Origin of the sequence: Micromonospora sp. B11E3 (genome assembly GCF_039871625.1) — a bacterium.
GTDB lineage: Bacteria > Actinomycetota > Actinomycetes > Mycobacteriales > Micromonosporaceae > Micromonospora.
Window position 1 is genome coordinate 42,134 of the sequence record NZ_JBDPMC010000021.1, and the last position, 18,412, is coordinate 60,545.

Sequence of the window (18,412 nt, forward strand, 5' to 3'; positions counted from 1 at the left end):
TCCGGTGCTGTGCCGATGATTCGCTCGCTGACGCTCGCTCATGCCTTCACCTCCGGGCTCGCGCCCACCCCCGCGCGTGCCGCGGCGTCCTTGAACGCCATCCACGGCAGCAGCGCGCACTTGACCCGGGCCGGGTAGCGCGCGACACCCGCGAACGCCACCCCGTCCCCGAGCACCTCCTCGTCCGGCGTGACCTGGCCACGGCCGGACATCAACTCGACGAACGCCTCGTGCACGGCGAACGCCTCCCCCGCGTCCCGGCCGCGCAGCAGCTCGTGCAGCACGCTCGCCGACGCCTGGCTGATCGAGCAGCCCATGCCGTCGTACGAGATGTCGTGCAGCACGTCGCCGTCGGTGGCGACCCGTACGGTCACCTCGTCCCCGCAGGTCGGGTTGACGTGGTGCGCCTCGGCGACCCGGTCGGCCGGGTCCTCGGCGTCGCGCAGGCCACGGCCGTGCGGGTGCTTGTAGTGATCCAGGATGATCTCCTGGTAGAGCTGGTCGAGCTGCATCAGTCGAACACCTTCCGCACCTGCTCGAGACCGGACACCAACGCGTCGATCTCGTCCGTCGTGGTGTACAGGTAGAACGACGCCCGCGTCATGGCCGGTACGCCGAACCGGGTGCACACCGGCTTCGCGCAGTGGTGCCCCACCCGGACCTGCACGCCGAGCGAGTCCAGCACCTGCCCCACGTCGTGCGGGTGGATGTCGCCGAGCGCGAACGAGATCGTCCCGCCCCGGCCCACCGGCACGGTCGGCCCGAAGATCCGCAGGCCGGGCACGGTGGCGAGGGCGTCCAGCGCGTACGCCGTCAGCTCCTTCTCGTGCCACTGCACCGCCCGCATGCCCAGGCCGGTGAGGTAGTCCACGGCCGCCCCGAGCGCCACCGCCTCGGCGATCGGCGGGGTGCCCGCCTCGAACCGGGCCGGCGGCGCGGCGAACGTGGACCGCGCCATGGTCACCGTCTCGATCATCGACCCGCCGCCGAGCACCGGGGGCATCGCGGCGAGCAGTTCGCCCCGGCCCCACAGCACGCCGATGCCGGTCGGGCCGCACATCTTGTGCCCGGTGAAGACGATGAAGTCGGCGTCGAGGTCGACCACGTCCACCGGCATGTGCGGCACCGACTGCGAGCAGTCGAGCAGCAGCAGCGCCCCCACCTGGCGGACCCGCTCGGTGATCCGGGCGGTGGCGTTGACCGTGCCGAGGATGTTCGACGTGTGCACCAGCGAGACGATCTTCGTCCGCTCGGTGACCAGGTCCTCCAGCCCCGACTCGTCGAGCCGGCCGTGGTCGGTGACCGGGAACCAGCGCAGGGTCGCGCCGGTGCGCTCGCACAGCAGCTGCCACGGGACGATGTTCGAGTGGTGCTCCATCTCGGAGATCACCACCTCGTCCCCCGGGCCGAGGCGGAACCGGGGGTCGGCGTCGGGCCGCAGCGACGCGTTGGAGAACGCGTACGCGACGAGGTTGATCGCCTCGGTGGAGTTCTTGGTGAACACCACCTCGTCCACGCTCGGCGCGTTGACGAACGCGGCGATCTTCGCCCGGGCCCCCTCGTACGCCTCGGTCGCCTCGGTGCCCAGCGTGTGCACCGAGCGCGACACGTTGGCGTTGCGCCGGGCGTAGTGCTCGGCGAGGACGTCGAGCACCTGCCGCGGCTTGTGCGAGGTGTTGGCGCTGTCGAGGTAGACCAGCCGGTGCCCGTTGACCTCCCGGTCCAGGATCGGGAAGTCGGCCCGCACGCGCGCCACGTCGAACCGGGGCACGTCGTCGTACTGCGGCATGCCCGCCGGGATCGCGATGGAGGTCATCGGAACTCAGGCCCGCGCCGAGCCGGCCCCGGCCACGTACCGCTCGTAGCCCTCGTCCTCGAGCTTCTCGGCCAGCTCCGGGCCGCCCTCCTCGACGATCCGGCCGGCGACGAAGACGTGCACGAAGTCCGGCTTGATGTAGCGCAGGATCCGGGTGTAGTGGGTGATCAGCAGCAGGCCGGTGTCACCGGTGTCGCGGACCCGGTTGACCCCCTCGCTGACCACGCGCAGCGCGTCGACGTCGAGGCCGGAGTCGGTCTCGTCGAGGATCGCCACCTTCGGCTTGAGCAGCTCCAGCTGCACGATCTCGTGCCGCTTCTTCTCGCCGCCGGAGAAGCCCTCGTTGACGTTGCGCTGGGCGAACGCCGGGTCCATCTGGAGCTTCTCCATCGCGCCGCGCAGCTCGCCGGCCCAGGTGCGCAGCTTCGGCGCCTCGCCGTCGATCGCCGTCTTCGCGGTACGCAGGAAGTTGGCCACCGAGACGCCGGGGACCTCGACCGGGTACTGCATGGCCAGGAACAGGCCGGCGCGGGCCCGCTCGTCGACGGACATGGCCAGCACATCCTCGCCGTCGAGGGTCACCGAGCCGCCGGTGATCTCGTACTTCGGGTGGCCGGCGATGGAGTACGCCAGAGTGGACTTGCCGGAGCCGTTGGGGCCCATGATGGCGTGGGTCTCACCGGACCTCACGGTCAGGTCGACCCCGGCCAGGATCGGCTTGAGCTCACCCTCGGGCAGCTTGACCGACACCTTCAGGTCGCGGATCTCCAGGGTGCTCATTATCGGGTCACTCCATTGCTCGGCGTGAGGCTGACGTAGATGTCGCCGTCGCGGACTTCGACGGGGTAGACGGGGACGGGTTCGGTGGCGGGCAGCCCGGTCGGCTCGCCCGTACGCAGGTCGAAACGGGATCCGTGCAGCCAGCATTCCAGCGAACAGCCCTCGACCTCGCCCTCGGAGAGGGCGACCGCGGCGTGGGAGCACTCGTCGTACACGGCGTAGAACTGGTCGTCCTCGCCGTGCACGACGGCGATCCGGGTGCCGTCGACGTCGGCGCTGATCGCGGTGCCCTTCGGCACGTCCTCGGTCCCGCAGATCCTGATCATCAGGCGCCGGCCTTGCTGAGGCGGGCCTCGATCGCGTCGCCGAGGCGCTCCCGCAGCTCCTCGACCGGGATCTTGTTGATCAGCTCGGCGAAGAAGCCGCGCACCACCAGGCGGCGGGCCTCGCCCTCCGGGATGCCCCGGGCCATCAGGTAGAACAGCTGCTCGTCGTCGAAGCGGCCGGTCGCGCTGGCGTGGCCGGCGCCGGCGATCTCGCCGGTCTCGATCTCCAGGTTCGGCACGGAGTCCGCCCGGGCGCCGTCGGTGAGCAGCAGGTTCCGGTTGATCTCGTACGTGTCGGTGCCGGCCGCCTCCGCCTGGATCAGCACGTCGCCCACCCAGACCGTGTGGGCGTCCTCGCCCTGCAGCGCGCCCCGGTAGCCGACGTAGCTGCGGCAGTCCGGCACGTTGTGGTCGACGAGCTGGCGGTGCTCCAGGTGCTGGCCGCCGTCGGCGAAGTAGACGCCGTAGAGCTCGGCCTCGCCGCCCCGGCCGGTGTACTCCACCGAGGTGTACTGCCGGACCAGGTCGCCGCCGAGAGTGACCTGCACGTGGACCACCTTGGCGTCGCGGCCCAGCCTCACCTTGAGGTGCTGCGCCTGGACGGCGTCGTCGGCCCAGTCGGCGACGGTGACCAGGGTCAGCTTCGCGCCGTCGGCCACCGCCACCTCGACGTTGTCGGCCAGCGTGGCCGAGCCGGTGTGCTCCACCACCAGGGTCACCTCGGCGAACCGGCCCACCTCGACGAAGGTGTGGCCGAAGGCGAGCGCGTCGGCGCCCTCGCCGACCACCCGCAGGCGCGCCGGCTCGCCCACCACCGCGTCCGCGGCGACCTGGACCAGCAGCGCCTCGGCCGCGCCGCCGTGGGCCAGCGCGCTGACCCGGTCGAACGGGGTGAGCACGCTGCCCACCCGCGGATCGTCCCTGCCGATCCGGCTGACGGCGACGCCCTCGGGCAGGTCGCCGTACTCGTGGCGGACCGCGCCGGTCGCGGCCTGCGCCTCCGACAACTCCAGCTCGGCGCCTCTGGCGCCGCGCTGCGACCTGGAGCCGTCGCCACCGACCAGGCCGCGCAGGCGCTTGAGCGGGGTGAAGCGCCACTCCTCCTCCAGGCCCGTGAGGGCCGGGAAGTCGGCGACGTCGTACGAGCGGAGCGCCTGCGACTTGGTGCTGGGCGGCGCGGAAGCCTGGATAGTCATCTCTTCCTTGGTCTGTTCTACGACGACGGTGTCATTAATCGGAGGGTCGGTCGGGCCCGTGCTGCCCGGCCCAACGGGTCCGGGTTCGCGCAGCCCGGCCCGATGGATCGGGGCTCGCGGGCGGCGTCAGCCGACCGCGCCCTCCATCTGGAGCTCGATCAGGCGGTTGAGCTCCAGCGCGTACTCCATCGGAAGCTCCTTGGCGATCGGCTCGATGAAGCCGCGCACGATCATCGCCATCGCCTCGTCCTCGCTCAGGCCCCGGCTCATCAGGTAGAAGAGCTGGTCCTCGCTGACCTTCGAGACGGTCGCCTCGTGCCCCATCGCCACGTCGTCCTCGCGGATGTCGACGTACGGGTAGGTGTCGGAGCGGGAGATCGTGTCCACCAGCAGCGCGTCGCACTTGACGGTGCTCCTGCTGCTGAAGGAGCCCTCCAGCACCTGCACGAGCCCGCGGTACGAGGTGCGGCCGCCGCCCCGGGCGATCGACTTCGACACGATGGTGCTGCTGGTGTGCGGCGCCGCGTGCACCATCTTGGCGCCGGCGTCCTGGTGCTGGCCCTCGCCGGCCATGGCCACCGACAGCACCTCGCCCTTGGCGTGCTCGCCGGTCATGTAGACCGCCGGGTACTTCATGGTGACCTTGGAGCCGATGTTGCCGTCGATCCACTCCATGGTCGCGCCCTCGTGGCAGACGGCGCGCTTGGTGACCAGGTTGTAGACGTTGTTCGACCAGTTCTGGATGGTCGTGTAGCGGCACCGGGCGTTCTTCTTGACGATGATCTCCACCACGGCGCTGTGCAGCGAGTCCGAGGAGTAGATCGGGGCGGTGCAGCCCTCGACGTAGTGCACGTACGCGCCCTCGTCGACGATGATCAGCGTCCGCTCGAACTGGCCCATGTTCTCGGTGTTGATCCGGAAGTACGCCTGCAGCGGGATCTCCACGTGCACGCCCTTCGGCACGTAGATGAACGAGCCGCCGGACCACACGGAGGTGTTCAGCGCGGCGAACTTGTTGTCGCCGACCGGGATCACCGTGCCGAAGTACTCCTTGAACAGATCCTCGTGCTCCTTGAGCGCGGTGTCCGTGTCCAGGAAGACGACGCCCTGCTCCTCCAGATCCTCGCGGATCTTGTGGTAGACGACCTCGGACTCGTACTGCGCCGCGACACCGGCGATCAGCCGCTGCTTCTCCGCCTCGGGGATGCCCAGCTTGTCGTAGGTGTTCTTGATGTCCTCGGGCAGGTCCTCCCAGCTGGTGGCCTGCTTCTCGGTGGACCGGACGAAGTACTTGATGTTGTCGAAGTCGATCCCGGTGAGGTCGGCGCCCCAGGCCGGCATCGGCTTGCGGCCGAACAGCCGCAGGCCCTTCAGTCGCAGGTCGAGCATCCAGGCCGGCTCGTTCTTCTTGGCGGAGATGTCCCGCACCACCGCCTCGTTGAGGCCACGCTGGGCGGACGCCCCGGCGACGTCGGGGTCGGCCCAGCCGTACTCGTAGCGACCGAGGGCGGCGAGCTGCTCATCCTGGGTCAGGGGCTGGACGATCTGCTCGGTCATCTATCTGTCCTCACAGTGGTGACGGTGTTACCGGACTGGACACGTGCCGGCTGGGCCGGGATGTGCGTGGTGCAGACCCCGTCGCCGTGCGCGATGGTGGCCAGGCGCTGCACGTGGGTGCCGACCAGACGGGAGATGACCCCGGTCTCGGCCTCGCACAGCTGGGGGAACTCGGCGGCCACGTGCGCCACCGGGCAGTGGTGCTGGCAGAGCTGGCCGCCGGAGGCGATCGTCGACGCGTTGGCAGCGTAGCCCTCGGCGGTGAGCGCCCCGGCGAGCGCCTCGGCCCGCGCGAGGGGGTCGTCGCCGGCGTCCTCCATGGCGGCCCGGCAGCGGGCCTCCAGCGCCTCCACCTGCTCGGCGGCGAACGCCTCCACGGCCTCGGGCCCACCGTTACGGGCGATCCAGCGCAGCGCCGCGGTGGCCATGTTGTCGTAGTGGTGGGTGCCGCAGCGCACGCGGGCCGCGTCGGTCAGCAGGAACACCTTCGCCGGGCGGCCGCGCCCCCGGCCGCCCCGTACGGCCTGCTCGCGGGCGATCACGTCGCCGTCGGCGAGCATCGCGTCGAGGTGCCGACGGATCGCCGCCGGGCTGAGCCCGAGCGCCACGCCGAGCTGGGCGGCGGTGGTCGCCCCGCGCTCCAGCAGCAGCTGGGTGACCCGGTCCCGGGTGGAAAGGTCGGCGGACGCGGCCTGCGACAACTCCAGCTCGGCGCGTCCGACGCCGCGCCGCGATCCCGAGCCGTCGCCGGCGGCCGGCGTGGTGGCCGGCTGCCGCCCGGAGAGCGCCGCCGCGTTTTTCACAACGGCAACGTTACGTAATTCGCGGCGGGCCCGCAATCCCACCCCCGGTGACGCGAGCCACCGGTACGCCGGAGTCACCCGATCGGGCTCCACTACGGTGCGTAGGATTTGCCGCGTGAAGCACTCCGCCCGGTACCCGGTCTCCGCCGCCCTGCTGCGCCGGCTGGCGTACGCGTCGATCATCGCCAACGTGGCCATCGTGGTCACCGGCGGGGCCGTCCGGCTGACCGCCTCCGGCCTCGGCTGCCCGACCTGGCCCCGGTGCACCGACGCCTCGTACGTCGCCACGCAGGAGATGGGCGTGCACGGGGCGATCGAGTTCGGCAACCGGCTGCTCACCTTCGCCGTGGGGATCATCGCGCTGGCCGTCGCGGTGGGCGTGCTCCTGCACCGGCCCCGCCGGCGGGGGCTGCTGCCGCTCGCGGTCGCGGTGCTGTTCGGCATCCCGGCGCAGGCGGTGATCGGCGGCGTCACCGTGCTGACCAACCTCAACCCGTGGGTGGTCGGGCTGCACTTCCTCGCCTCGATGGTCGTGATCGGGCTGGCGTACGCGCTCTGGCGGCGCATCGGCGAGCCGGACGGCCCGACGGTGCCCACCGTGCCGGCGCCGCTGCGGGCGCTGGCGCTGCTCACCACCGTGGTCAGCGCCGCGGTGCTGGTGATCGGCACCTGGGTCACCGGCAGCGGCCCGCACGCGGGCGACCAGGGCGCGGCACGCAACGGGCTCGACCCGGAGGCGATCTCGCAGGTGCACGCCGACGGCGTGTTCCTGCTGATCGGGCTGTCCGTGGCGCTGATCTTCGCGTTCCGCGCGGTGGGCGCCCGACGGGCCGAGCGGGCGGCGGTCGTGCTGGTGGCGGTGGAGCTGGGGCAGGGCGTGATCGGCTTCGTGCAGTACTTCACCCACCTGCCGGCGGTGCTGGTCGGCGCCCACATGCTCGGCTCGTGCCTGGTGCTGCTGGCCACCCTCGCGGTCCAGTGGTCCACCCGCGAACGCCACCCGACCCCGGTCACCCCGACCCCGACCGCGCCGGACGCCGCCCCGGCCGCCCCGATCCCCACCGCCGCCTGACCCCACCGCGGCCGGTTGCGCGCCCCTCCGGGGCGCCGCGCCCGTCAAGATCCGCGCAACTTTCTGTGAAGTAGTGGCCTCGAACGGCGCATGAGGGGACAACTTCCGTGAAGTTGCCCCCTCAACGGAGCGGCGGGGCCAGGCGCAGGCGGGTCAGGACGGCGTCGGCCAGGCGGTCGGGGGCGCCGTCGGCGTACCCGAGAAACAGGCTCGGCTCGGTGAGCTCCAGCTCGACCAGCACCGGCCCGCCGTCCGGGCCCGGGATGAGGTCGACCCGGGCGTACAGCAGGCGCCGCGGTCCACCGGGCACCGCCGCGAGGACCCGCTCCGCCACGGCCAACTGCTCCGGGGTGGCCGTGGGCGGCGTGATCACCTCGGGCTTGTAGAGCCCTGCCACGCCCAAGTCGGGACCGGTCAGCATCGGCCCCTTGCGGATGGCGTGGCTGAACCGGAGCCCGTGCGGGCCGGCGAGGAACAGCAGCGCCGTCTCGCCGTCGGCGTCGACGGCCGACAGGTACGGCTGGACCATGGCGAGCCGGCCGGCGTCCGACAGCCGGCGCAGGTGCGCCACCGCCAGTGACCGGTGCTCCGGATCGGCCAGGTCGTACCGGCCGGTGTCCTGGCAGCCGGCGCTGACCGCCGGCTTCACGACGTACTCGCCGGCCGCGGGGAGCTCCCAGGACTCCCCCGGCGCCACCCAGGCGGTGGACACGGTCGGCACCCCGGCGGCGGACAGTTCGACCAGGTAGCGCTTGTCGGTGTTCCAGCGCACCACGTCGGCCGGGTTCGCCAGCCGGGGCACGGTGTCGGCCCAGGCCACGAACTCGTCGCGGCGCGGCGCGTAGTCCCAGGGCGAGCGGAGTACGACCAGGTCGTGGGCCGCCCAGTCGGCGGTCGGATCGTCCCAGGCGGCGACGGAGACGGCGACGCCCCGCCCGGCCAGCGGGGCGAGCAGCAGCCGGTCGTCCGGATCGAGGTCGAGCAGCTCGGTGCAGGTGACGAGAGCGACCCGGGGTTCCCCCCGGGTCGGCTGGTGGTGGGTGGTCAACTTATGTCAACGGGCCATCGTGCGCCGGGCCATGGACCGCCAGAGGTCGTTGCTCGGACGCATCTGGTCCATCAGTTCACGCTCCCAGGCGTTCTCGACGGCGACTCCGGCCGTGGCGCAGGCCTGCCGCGCGACGTCGGTGCCGTCGGCGAACTGGTCCGCCCACGCCCCGTCCGCGCCCACCAGGACGATGCGCGCCCCGCGCTTGCCGACGTACTCGATGACCGCCTTCGCCCCGCCGTGCCCGGCGGCGAACGACTTGATGCCCGCGACCAGGCCGTTGGGCGCCTGCCCGGCGGTCTGTTCAGCCGTCAGCGTCGTATCGGAACCATCTGCCATGACGCGAAGCCTAAGCAGACTTCGGCCGTCCTGCGCGAGAAACATGAACGAATTGTGATTCCGATTACCTGCACGTTTAAGGAAGACCACAGGTAACTTGCCCGGTTATATCCGGATCTTAGGGGAAAAACGATCGGGAAAAGTTGTCCGATCCGTCACAGGTTGAGCGGACCAGACTCATACCGAAATGCGCCCGATGAGCCGGCATGGACGGACAAGTCGTCCGTGGCGGTGATTTGTCGGCGCAAGCCGCCCGCGACGCGGCCCCGGCCGGCTTGCCGTCCCGGGTCAGATCAGGGCGTCGACCGCGACGGCGGCGAAGACGATCGTCAGGTAGACGTACGACCAGTGGAACAGCCGCATCGGCTGGACCGCCCCGCCCCGGGCCACCTGGCGGCAGAGCTTGTGCGCCTCGGCCACGAAGATCCCGCCGGCGACCAGCGCGGTGACGCCGTAGATCGGGCTCATCCCCAGCGGCCACACGGCCAGCGACGACAGCAGGGTCAGCCAGGCGAACAGGATGATCTCGGCGTTGACCCGGCGGGCGGAGGCCACGACCGGCAGCATCGGGATGCCGGCCCGGGCGTAGTCGGCCTTGTACTTCATCGCCAGCGGGTAGAAGTGCGGCATCTGCCAGAAGAACACCACCGCGAACAGCGCCCAGGCGGCCGGGGCCAGCGAGCCGGTGACCGCGGCCCAGCCGATCAGCACCGGGGCCGCGCCGCACGCGCCGCCCCAGAAGGTGTTCTGCGGCGTCGTGCGCTTGAGCCAGAGCGTGTAGACCAGGTCGTAGTAGGCGATCGCGGCCAGGGTCAGCCCGGCGGCCAGCCAGTTGGTGAACGCGGCCATCAAGGCCACCGAGACGACGGCCAGCACCAGCCCGAAGACCAGGGCGTTGCGCGGCGACACCGAGTGCGTCGGCAGCGGGCGGCGCTTGGTGCGCCGCATCACCTGGTCGATGTCCAGATCGATGTAGCAGTTCAGGACGCTGGCCGCGCCGGCGGCGAGCGAGCCGCCCACCAGCACCACCGCCATCAGCCACAGCGACGGCAGCCCGCCCTCGGCGAGCATCATCGCCGGAACGGTGGTGACCAGCAGCAGCTCGACGATGCGCGGCTTGGTCAGGGCGACGTACGCGGAGACCACCGCCCGGGCGTCCCGCCGGGCCGCCGCCGGCGCCCCGGCCACCGTGCGCACCGGCTGCCCGGCAGGGTCGCTGACGGGGCGCTCGGTGATCATGCTCACGGATTGCCACCTTCCGGCGTCGGCGGAGTCGCCGCGGTCTACCTTCGGGCGGACCGCAGGGGGAGGTCGGGTCGGTCGGACCCCGTCCGGGCCCACACACCGACCCACAGACTACGCGTCGTCGTTTTCGCTGCCCGGGCGACCCGACAACGGTGCGGACGGTCACACCGCCGGTGGATCGTCCAACCCGGTCGGACCGGCACAGACCAGCATGTAGATCCCCGGGCGGGCGTTTAGAACCACTCGATAGGGTCACTACCGAGGGTTCCGCCCAACTGCCGAGGAGCACAACCATCGTGGCTGCCAACCGACCCGAGCAACCCGCACTCAACTGGTCCGACCTCGACCGCCGGGCCGTCGACCTCGTCCGCGTGCTGGCCATGGACGCCGTGGAGAAATCCGGCAACGGCCACCCCGGCACCGCGATGAGCCTCGCCCCCGCGGCGTACCTGCTGTTCAACCGCGTGATGCGGCACAACCCGGCGGACCCGAACTGGCCCGGGCGGGACCGCTTCGTGCTCTCGGCCGGCCACTCCAGCCTGACCCTCTACATCCAGCTCTTCCTCTCCGGCTACCCGCTGGGGCTGGAGGACCTGAAGGCGCTGCGGCAGTGGGGCTCGCTGACCCCGGGCCACCCCGAGCACGGCCACACCCCGGGCGTGGAGACCACCACCGGCCCGCTCGGCCAGGGCATCGGCAACGCGGTCGGCATGGCCATGGCGGCCCGCCGCGAGCGCGGCCTGTTCGACCCCGAGGCGGAGCCCGGCGCGTCGGTCTTCGACCACGACATCTGGTGCATCGCCTCGGACGGCGACATCGAGGAGGGCATCAGCCACGAGGCCAGCGCGCTCGCCGGCCACCAGCAGCTGGGCAACCTCACGCTGATCTTCGACGACAACGAGATCTCCATCGAGGACGACACCCGCATCGCCAAGAGCGAGGACGTGGCGGCCCGCTACGCGGCGTACGGGTGGCACGTGCAGACCGTCGACTGGCGTGCCGGCGACGCCGACCAGGGCGAGTACCACGAGGACGTCGAGGCGCTGTACCAGGCGCTGCTGGCGGCCAAGGCCGAGACCGGCCGCCCCTCCTTCATCGCGCTGCGCACCATCATCGGCTGGCCCGCCCCCAACAAGAAGAACACCGGCAAGATCCACGGCTCGGCGCTGGGCGCCGAGGAGGTGGCCGCGACCAAGCAGCTGCTCGGCTTCGACCCGGCCCAGACCTTCCAGGTCGAGGAAGAGGTCCTCGGCCGCGCCCGCCAGGTGCTGCAGCGCGGCGCCCGGGCCCAGCAGGAGTGGGACGCGGCGTACGGGAACTGGGCGAAGGCCAACCCGGAGCGCAAGGCGCTGTGGGACCGGATGGCCGCGCGGACCCTGCCGCAGGGCTGGGCGGACGCCCTGCCGACCTTCCCGGCCGACGCCAAGGGCATCGCCACCCGGGCCGCGTCCGGCAAGGTGCTGGAGGCCCTCGCGCCGGTGCTGCCCGAGCTGTGGGGCGGCTCGGCCGACCTGGCGGAGAGCAACAACACCACCATGAAGGGCGAGCCGTCCTTCATCCCGGCCGCCTGGGCCACCAAGGAGTTCCCGGGCCACGAGTACGGCCGCACGCTGCACTTCGGCATCCGCGAGCACGCGATGGGCGCCATCCTCAACGGCATCGCCCTGCACGGCGGCACCCGCCCGTACGGCGGCACGTTCCTCGTCTTCAGCGACTACATGCGCCCCTCGGTGCGGCTCGCCGCACTGATGAAGCTGCCGGTGGTCTACGTCTGGACGCACGACTCGATCGGCCTCGGCGAGGACGGCCCCACCCACCAGCCGGTGGAGCACCTGACCGCGCTGCGGGCCATCCCCGGCCTGGACGTGGTCCGCCCCGCCGACGCCAACGAGACCGCGTGGGCGTGGCGGCAGGCCCTGGAGCACACCGACCGGCCGACCGCGCTGGCGCTCAGCCGCCAGGCGCTGCCGACGCTGGACCGCTCGGCCCTGGCCGGCGCCGAGGGCACCACCAAGGGCGGCTACGTGCTGGCCGAGGCCTCCACCGGCCAGCCGCACGTGATCCTCGTCGGCACCGGCTCCGAGGTGCAGCTCTGCCTCACCGCCCGGGAGCGGCTGGAGGCCGACGGCACCCCCACCCGGGTGGTGTCGATGCCGTGCCAGGAGTGGTTCTTCGCCCAGAACGAGGCCTACCGGGAGTCGGTCCTGCCGCGCGGGGTAAAGGCACGGGTGAGCGTGGAGGCGGGCATCGGCATGTCCTGGCGCGCGATCGTCGGCGACTCCGGCGAGAGTGTCAGCCTGGAGCACTACGGCGCGAGCGCCCCGCACACCGTGCTCTTCGAGCAGTTCGGGTTCACCCCCGACCGGATCGTGGCCGCCGCGCACGCGGCGCTGACCCGGGTGGGCGAGATCACCGGTTTCACGACCGGCAACTGAGGGGAGCGTGGACAGCATGACGGACAGGCTGGCTGAGCTGAGCGCCGCCGGGGTGGCGGTCTGGCTCGACGATCTTTCCCGGACGCGGCTGAGCTCCGGCGGGCTGGACCAGCTCCGCCGGGAGAAGCGCGTGGTCGGGGTGACCACGAACCCGACGATCTTCGCCAAGGCGCTCGGCGACGCGACCGAGTACGACTGGCAGCTGCGCGACCTCGCCACCCGGGGGCTGGAGGTGGAGGAGGCGGTGCGCATGCTCACCACGTACGACGTGCGGTGGGCGTGCGACGTGATGCGCCCGGCGTACGACGCCACCGCCGGCGTCGACGGCCGGGTCTCCATCGAGGTGGACCCGCGGCTGGCCCACGAGACGGCGAAGACCGTCGCCGAGGCCAAGGCGCTGTGGTGGCTGGTGGACCGCCCGAACCTCTTCATCAAGATCCCGGCCACCGAGGCCGGCCTCCCGGCGATCACCGCGACCCTGGCCGAGGGGATCAGCGTCAACGTCACGCTGATCTTCGGGCTGGACCGGTACTCGCAGGTGATGGACGCCTTCCTCGCCGGCCTGGAGCAGGCGAAGGCCAACGGCCACGACCTGTCGAAGATCGGCTCGGTGGCGTCGTTCTTCGTCTCCCGCGTCGACACCGAGGTGGACAAGCGGCTGGAGAAGATCGGCTCGGACGAGGCCAAGGCGCTGCGCGGCAAGGCCGCCGTGGCCAACGCCCGGCTGGCGTACGAGCGGTACTGCGAGGTCTTCTCCTCCGCCCGCTGGCAGGCCCTGGCCGACGCCGGGGCCCACCCGCAGCGCCCGCTGTGGGCGTCCACCTCGACGAAGAACCCGGACTACCGGGACGTCATCTACGTCGAGGAGCTGATCGCGCCCGGAACGGTCAACACCATGCCGGAGGCGGTCATCCACGCCTTCGCCGACCACGGCGAGACCCGTTCCGACACCGTCACCGGCGCGTACGACGACGCCCGCGGGGTCTTCACCGACCTGGCCGCGGCCGGCGTGGACATGTCCGACGTGATCGCCACCCTGGAGCGGGAGGGCGTGGAGAAGTTCGAGGCCAGTTGGGTGGAGCTGCTCGACGGGGTCCGGCGCTCCCTCGACGCGGCGGGCCAGGGCAGCGGGCGGCCGGGCCAGGCCGCCAAGAAGGCGGGGGGCACCGCGTGACGGACGGCCGCGGACGCGCCTCGGGGCACCGCCCCGGGGCGCGCCGCGCGCCCGGCAGAGGTGACCCCGGAGCGCGCCGCGCGCCCGGCAGAGGTGACCCCGGAGCGCGCCGCGCGCCCGGCAGAGGTGACCCCGGGGCGCGCCGCGGGCCGGGCCGGCGGGCTACCGCAGCGGGCCGTCAGGCACCCGGGACGCGCCGCACCGCCCGCCGCGGGCTGCCGGGGGCGCGCGACGTCCTCCGGCGGGAAGGGGCGGCGACGTGAGCGACCTGCTGTCCGGTCCCGCCGAGGCGGCGGCCGGGCTGGCCGTGTACGGCGCGGACGCGGTCGACCGGTCCGCCCCCGCCTCCGCCCGCGACGCCCTGGTCCGCCGGGGCGTCGCGGCGAAGCTGACCGCCAAGGATCCGACGCTGTGGGGCCCGGAGGCCGCGGCCGAGGCGGGCATCCGCCTCGGCTGGCTGGACACCCACCGGCGCAGCCGGGAACTGCTCCCCCAGCTCGCCGAGCTGACCGCCGAGCTGGCCGACCTGGACCACGTGGTGCTCGCCGGCATGGGCGGCTCGTCGCTGGCCCCCGAGGTGATCACCCGCACGCTGGGCCGGCCGCTGACCGTGCTGGACACCACCGACCCGGGTCAGGTCCGCCGGGCGCTGGCCGACCGGCTGGAGCGCACCGTCGTCGTGGTGGCCAGCAAGTCCGGCTCGACGGTGGAGACCGACAGTCACCTGCGCGCGTACCGGCAGGCGTTCCTGGACGCCGGGCTGACCGAGGCGGAGGCCGGTCGGCACTTCGTCGTGGTCACCGACCCGGGCTCCCCGCTGGAGGCCGCCGCCGCCGAGCTGGGCGCCGTTCCGGTGCTCGCCGACCCGCAGGTCGGCGGCCGGTACGCGGCGCTGACCGCGTTCGGGCTGGTCCCGGCCGCGCTGGCCGGGGTCGAGGTGACCGAGCTGCTGGACCAGGCCGACGCGCTCGCCGGGGCGCTGGGGCGCGACGCCGACAATCCCGGCCTGGCGCTGGGCGCCGCCCTCGGCGCCGCGGCCACGCTGGGTCGGGACAAGCTGGCCCTGGTCGGTGACGGCACCGGCCTGGACGGGCTCGGCGACTGGATCGAGCAACTGATCGCCGAGTCGACCGGCAAGGCCGGGCTCGGCATCCTGCCGGTCGTGCTGGAGTCCCCCGCCGCCCCCGGCGGCACCGGCCCGGACGTGCTGACCGTCGCCTACGGCGGCGCGCTGGCGGCCGGGACCGTCCCCGGCGGCGGCTGCCAGCCGGACGTCGCGGTCAACGGCCCGCTCGGCGCCCAGTTCCTGACCTGGGAGTACGCGACCGCGGTGGCGGGCGTGGTGCTCGGGGTGAACCCGTTCGACCAGCCGAACGTCGCGGAGAGCAAGGACAACACCCGGCGCATCCTGGCCGCCGGCGCGCCGGCGCAGGCCCCGGCGTTCACCGAGGGCGCGATCGAGGTGTACGCCCCGGCGGGCGCCCCCGGCGACCTGGCCGGCGTGCTGCGGCATCTGCTCGACGGGACCGGCGGTGACGGCTACCTGGCCGTCATGGCGTTCCTGGACCGGATCGGCGACGCCGCGGTGGCGGGCCTGCGCCCGCTGCTCGCCGAGGCGTCCGGCCGGCCGGTCACCTTCGGCTGGGGGCCGCGGTTCCTGCACTCGACCGGCCAGTACCACAAGGGCGGCCCCGGGGTGGGCGCCTTCCTCCAGTTGACCGGTACGGTCGAGGATGATCTGCCGGTGCCCGGGCAGCCGTACTCCTTCGGAGAGTTGCAGGCGGCCCAGGCCGCCGGCGACCGGCAGGCCCTGGCCGGCCGGGGGCGCCCGCTGCTGCGGCTGCACCTGACCGACCGGGCCGCGGGGGTGGCCCAGCTGCTCGATACGGCCCGGCGGTTACGGGCGTGACGATGGACGATGTGGAGCGAACAGAGGTGGCACCGTGAGCGCGAGGAGTGAGCCGGTTTTGCGAGCCCCGCAGTCGCGAACCGAGGTGGCGCGGTGAATCCGCTGCGCGATCCCCAGGACCGGCGGCTGCCCCGGATCCCGGAGCCGTGCGCTCTGGTGATCTTCGGCGTGACCGGCGACCTGGCGCGGAAGAAGCTGCTGCCGGCGGTCTACGACCTGGCGAACCGGGGGCTCCTGCCACCCGGTTTCGTGGTCCTGGGCTTCGCCCGGCGCGACTGGGGCGACGGCGACTTCGAGTCGCTGGCCCACGACGCGGCCAAGCAGCACGCGCGGACCCCCTGGCGCGAGGAGGTCTGGGCCCGGCTGGCCGGCAACATCAAGTTCGTGGGCGGCTCGTTCGACGACGACGCCGCCTTCGACCACCTGGCCGCCACGCTGGACGACCTGCGCGACTCCCACGGCATCCAGGGCAACGCCGCCTTCTACTTCTCCATCCCCCCGGCCGCGTTCCCGGTGGTGCTCAAGCAGCTCGCCCGCACCGGCATGGCCGACAACGCGAAGTCCGGCGGGTGGCGCCGGGTGGTGGTGGAGAAGCCGTTCGGGCACGACCTGCCGTCGGCGAAGGAGCTCAACGACCTGGTCGACGACGTCTTCACCCGGCCGGACGTCTTCCGGATCGACCACTACCTGGGCAAGGAGACGGTCCAGAACATCCTGGCCCTGCGCTTCGCCAACAGCCTGTTCGAGCCGCTGTGGAGCGCCCGGTACGTCGACTCGGTGCAGATCACCATGGCCGAGGACGTCGGCATCGGCACCCGGGCTGCCTTCTACGACTCCGTCGGCACCGCCCGGGACGTCCTGCAGAACCACCTGCTCCAGCTGCTGGCGCTGGTGGCGATGGAGGAGCCGACGAGCTTCGACGCCGACGAGATCCGCACCGAGAAGCTGAAGGTGCTCAAGGCGATCACGGTGCCGAAGGACGTCGCCCGGGACACGGTGCGCGGGCAGTACCTGCCGGGCTGGGTCGGGGGCCAGCGGGCGAAGGGCTACCTGGAGGAGGAGGACGTCCCGGCGGACTCCACCACCGAGACCTACGTGGCGGTGAGGCTGGGCATCCAGAACCGCCGCTGGGCGGGGGTGCCGTTCTACATCCGGGCCGGCAAGCGGCTGCCCCGGCGGGTGACCGAGGTCGCCATCATGTTCAAGAAGGCGCCCCACCTGCCGTTCGACCCGGCCGACATGGAGATGCTCGGCAACAACCAGCTCGTCATCCGGGTGCAGCCGGACGAGGGCGTGGTGCTGAAGTTCGGCTCGAAGGTGCCGGGCACCACGATGGAGGTCCGCGACATCGCGATGGACTTCCAGTACGGTGAGGCGTTCACCGAGTCCAGCCCCGAGGCGTACGAGCGGCTGGTGCTGGACGTGCTGATCGGCGACCGTACCCTCTTCCCCGACGCCGCCGAGGTCGAACAGAGCTGGGCGGTGGTGGACCCGCTGGAGCACGCCTGGACGGGCACCCGACCCGAGCCGTACCGGGCCGGTGAGTGGGGCCCCCGGGCCGCCGACGAGATGCTGGCCCGCGAGGGCCGGGCTTGGCGGAGAGCGTGAGCGAGCACTGCTACCGAACCAGGAGGCTCCAGTGATCGGCCTGTGGGACACCACCGGCAGCGAGGTGGTCAAGGCGCTCGCCGCGGAGCGGCGCAGCGCCGGCGGGGTGGCCAGCGGCATGGCGCTCACCCTGATCGTCGTCGTCGACGAGAAGCGGGTACGGGAGGCGGAGGCGGCCGCCACCATCGCCGCCGCCGCCCACCCGTGCCGGCTGCTCGTCGTGGTCCGCACGGACGTCGAGCGGGACCGCAACCGGCTGGACGCGGAGATCGTCGTCGGGGGCCGGCTCGGCCCGTGCGAGGCGGTGGTCATGCGCATGTACGGCCGGCTGGCGCTGCACGCCGAGTCGGTGGTGATGCCGCTGCTGGTGCCGGACGTGCCGGTGGTGACGTGGTGGCACGGCGAGCCGCCGGAGGAGATCGCCACGGACTTCCTCGGCGTGGTCGCCGACCGGCGGATCACCGACGCGGCGCAGGCCGCCGACCCGATCGAGGCGCTGCGCCGGCGCGCCCGGGACTACGCCCCCGGCGACACCGACCTGGCGTGGACCCGGATCACCCCGTGGCGCACCCTGGTCGCGGGCGCCTTCGACACCACCGAGGCGCGGGTCACCGCGGCCCGGGTGGTGGCGCCGCCGGCCGACCCGACCGCCGCCCTGATGTGCGGCTGGCTGGGCAGCCGGCTGGGGATCAGTCCGCAGTGGGAGCGGACCGACGGCTTCCCCCGGATGCGTGAGGTGCAGTTGACCTGCGCCAACGGCGACGCGCTGACGCTGACCCGGGAGGACAGCGTGGCGACGTTCCGGCGCAGCGGGCAGCAGGACCGGCAGCTGCCGCTGGTGCGCCGGCCGCTCGGCGACGAACTGGCCGAGGAGCTGCGCCGGCTGGACGCCGACCAGGTGTACGCCGAGGCGCTCGGCGCGATGGCCGGGGTCTCCGGGCTGGACCAGCGCCCCGGGCAGCGGGTGCACGTCTGGAAGGACCCGGCGACCGCGCAGCGCGCCGAGGCGGGGGTGACCGCCCACTCGGGGACCAGGGCGACCCCCTGAGGTCACGGACGGGCGGCCCGCCCGGCGGTGGCCCGGTGGCCACCGAGGGGGCCGCG

Annotated in this window: 16 protein-coding genes; 6 read left to right on the top strand and 10 right to left on the bottom strand. The window is 72.6% G+C overall.

Annotation, left to right across the window (positions count from 1 at the left end; translation table 11 throughout):
- Positions 1-38: 38 nt before the first annotated feature.
- The 7 genes from sufU to ABGB16_RS13805 all read right to left on the bottom strand — a co-directional run bounded on the left by sufU (position 39) and on the right by ABGB16_RS13805 (position 6,382).
- Positions 39-512: a Fe-S cluster assembly sulfur transfer protein SufU gene (sufU, locus tag ABGB16_RS13775; RefSeq protein WP_347668413.1), complete on the bottom strand. Its 474-nt coding sequence runs from the start codon at positions 510-512 to the stop codon at positions 39-41.
- On the bottom strand, positions 512-1,816 hold the full coding sequence (locus tag ABGB16_RS13780) for a cysteine desulfurase (protein WP_347668414.1): 1,305 nt from the start codon (positions 1,814-1,816) through the stop codon (positions 512-514). Before ABGB16_RS13780 ends, sufU begins: the two co-directional genes overlap by 1 nt.
- Positions 1,817-1,822: 6 nt before the next feature.
- On the bottom strand, positions 1,823-2,596 hold the full coding sequence (gene sufC / locus ABGB16_RS13785) for a Fe-S cluster assembly ATPase SufC (RefSeq protein WP_347668415.1): 774 nt from the start codon (positions 2,594-2,596) through the stop codon (positions 1,823-1,825).
- Positions 2,596-2,922 carry a non-heme iron oxygenase ferredoxin subunit gene (locus ABGB16_RS13790; RefSeq protein ID WP_347668416.1) on the bottom strand — a complete coding sequence of 109 codons (327 nt, stop codon included), beginning with the start codon at positions 2,920-2,922 and terminating at the stop codon, positions 2,596-2,598. Before ABGB16_RS13790 ends, sufC begins: the two co-directional genes overlap by 1 nt.
- On the bottom strand, positions 2,922-4,118 hold the full coding sequence (sufD, locus tag ABGB16_RS13795) for a Fe-S cluster assembly protein SufD (protein WP_347668417.1): 1,197 nt from the start codon (positions 4,116-4,118) through the stop codon (positions 2,922-2,924). Before sufD ends, ABGB16_RS13790 begins: the two co-directional genes overlap by 1 nt.
- Before the next feature lie 126 nt (positions 4,119-4,244).
- Positions 4,245-5,675, bottom strand: a complete 1,431-nt coding sequence (sufB, locus tag ABGB16_RS13800) for a Fe-S cluster assembly protein SufB (RefSeq protein WP_347668418.1) — start codon at positions 5,673-5,675, stop codon at positions 4,245-4,247.
- The gene (locus ABGB16_RS13805) at positions 5,672-6,382 is read right to left on the bottom strand and encodes a transcriptional regulator (protein ID WP_347668461.1); all 711 of its coding nucleotides are present in this window, start codon (positions 6,380-6,382) and stop codon (positions 5,672-5,674) included. The genes sufB and ABGB16_RS13805 overlap by 4 nt, the downstream gene beginning before the upstream one ends.
- Before the next feature lie 211 nt (positions 6,383-6,593).
- Here ABGB16_RS13805 and ABGB16_RS13810 point away from each other — a divergent pair, with 211 nt between their 5' ends.
- Positions 6,594-7,550 (top strand): COX15/CtaA family protein, encoded by a 957-nt coding sequence (locus tag ABGB16_RS13810; RefSeq protein ID WP_347668419.1) that lies wholly within the window; start codon positions 6,594-6,596, stop codon positions 7,548-7,550.
- Between the two features lie 121 nt (positions 7,551-7,671).
- On the opposite strand, the gene ABGB16_RS13815 is transcribed toward ABGB16_RS13810, so the two are convergent.
- From ABGB16_RS13815 to ABGB16_RS13825, 3 genes are all read right to left on the bottom strand, one after another.
- The gene (locus ABGB16_RS13815) at positions 7,672-8,598 is read right to left on the bottom strand and encodes a hypothetical protein (protein WP_347668420.1); all 927 of its coding nucleotides are present in this window, start codon (positions 8,596-8,598) and stop codon (positions 7,672-7,674) included.
- A 6-nt stretch (positions 8,599-8,604) separates the two neighbouring features.
- Positions 8,605-8,937: a hypothetical protein gene (locus ABGB16_RS13820; RefSeq protein ID WP_347668421.1), complete on the bottom strand. Its 333-nt coding sequence runs from the start codon at positions 8,935-8,937 to the stop codon at positions 8,605-8,607.
- A 288-nt stretch (positions 8,938-9,225) separates the two neighbouring features.
- Positions 9,226-10,182, bottom strand: coding sequence for a heme o synthase (locus tag ABGB16_RS13825; RefSeq protein ID WP_347668422.1), 957 nt, complete (start codon positions 10,180-10,182; stop codon positions 9,226-9,228).
- Positions 10,183-10,478: 296 nt separating this feature from the next.
- Here ABGB16_RS13825 and tkt point away from each other — a divergent pair, with 296 nt between their 5' ends.
- From tkt to ABGB16_RS13850, 5 genes are all read left to right on the top strand, one after another.
- Positions 10,479-12,617, top strand: a complete 2,139-nt coding sequence (gene tkt / locus ABGB16_RS13830; RefSeq protein ID WP_347668423.1) for a transketolase — start codon at positions 10,479-10,481, stop codon at positions 12,615-12,617.
- Between the two features lie 16 nt (positions 12,618-12,633).
- A complete protein-coding gene (gene tal / locus ABGB16_RS13835) occupies positions 12,634-13,791 on the top strand; it encodes a transaldolase (RefSeq protein WP_347668424.1) in 1,158 nt (385 codons plus the stop codon).
- Positions 13,792-14,050: 259 nt separating this feature from the next.
- Positions 14,051-15,700 carry a glucose-6-phosphate isomerase gene (locus ABGB16_RS13840; protein ID WP_347668425.1) on the top strand — a complete coding sequence of 550 codons (1,650 nt, stop codon included), beginning with the start codon at positions 14,051-14,053 and terminating at the stop codon, positions 15,698-15,700.
- Between the two features lie 93 nt (positions 15,701-15,793).
- On the top strand, positions 15,794-17,308 hold the full coding sequence (gene zwf / locus ABGB16_RS13845) for a glucose-6-phosphate dehydrogenase (RefSeq protein WP_347668426.1): 1,515 nt from the start codon (positions 15,794-15,796) through the stop codon (positions 17,306-17,308).
- 31 nt (positions 17,309-17,339) lie between these two features.
- The gene (locus ABGB16_RS13850) at positions 17,340-18,356 is read left to right on the top strand and encodes a glucose-6-phosphate dehydrogenase assembly protein OpcA (protein WP_347668427.1); all 1,017 of its coding nucleotides are present in this window, start codon (positions 17,340-17,342) and stop codon (positions 18,354-18,356) included.
- The last annotated feature ends 56 nt before the right edge of the window (positions 18,357-18,412 follow it).

Excerpts from the sequence above, each read along its gene's own strand:
- sufU (WP_347668413.1), bottom strand. The coding sequence starts at position 512 with ATGCAGCTCGACCAGCTCTACCAGGAGATCATCCTGGATCACTACAAG.
- sufB (WP_347668418.1), bottom strand. The coding sequence starts at position 5,675 with ATGACCGAGCAGATCGTCCAGCCCCTGACCCAGGATGAGCAGCTCGCC.
- sufD (WP_347668417.1), bottom strand. The coding sequence starts at position 4,118 with ATGACTATCCAGGCTTCCGCGCCGCCCAGCACCAAGTCGCAGGCGCTC.
- ABGB16_RS13780 (WP_347668414.1), bottom strand. The coding sequence starts at position 1,816 with ATGACCTCCATCGCGATCCCGGCGGGCATGCCGCAGTACGACGACGTG.
- ABGB16_RS13820 (WP_347668421.1), bottom strand. The coding sequence starts at position 8,937 with ATGGCAGATGGTTCCGATACGACGCTGACGGCTGAACAGACCGCCGGG.
- ABGB16_RS13790 (WP_347668416.1), bottom strand. The coding sequence starts at position 2,922 with ATGATCAGGATCTGCGGGACCGAGGACGTGCCGAAGGGCACCGCGATC.
- tal (WP_347668424.1), top strand. The coding sequence starts at position 12,634 with ATGACGGACAGGCTGGCTGAGCTGAGCGCCGCCGGGGTGGCGGTCTGG.
- sufC (WP_347668415.1), bottom strand. The coding sequence starts at position 2,596 with ATGAGCACCCTGGAGATCCGCGACCTGAAGGTGTCGGTCAAGCTGCCC.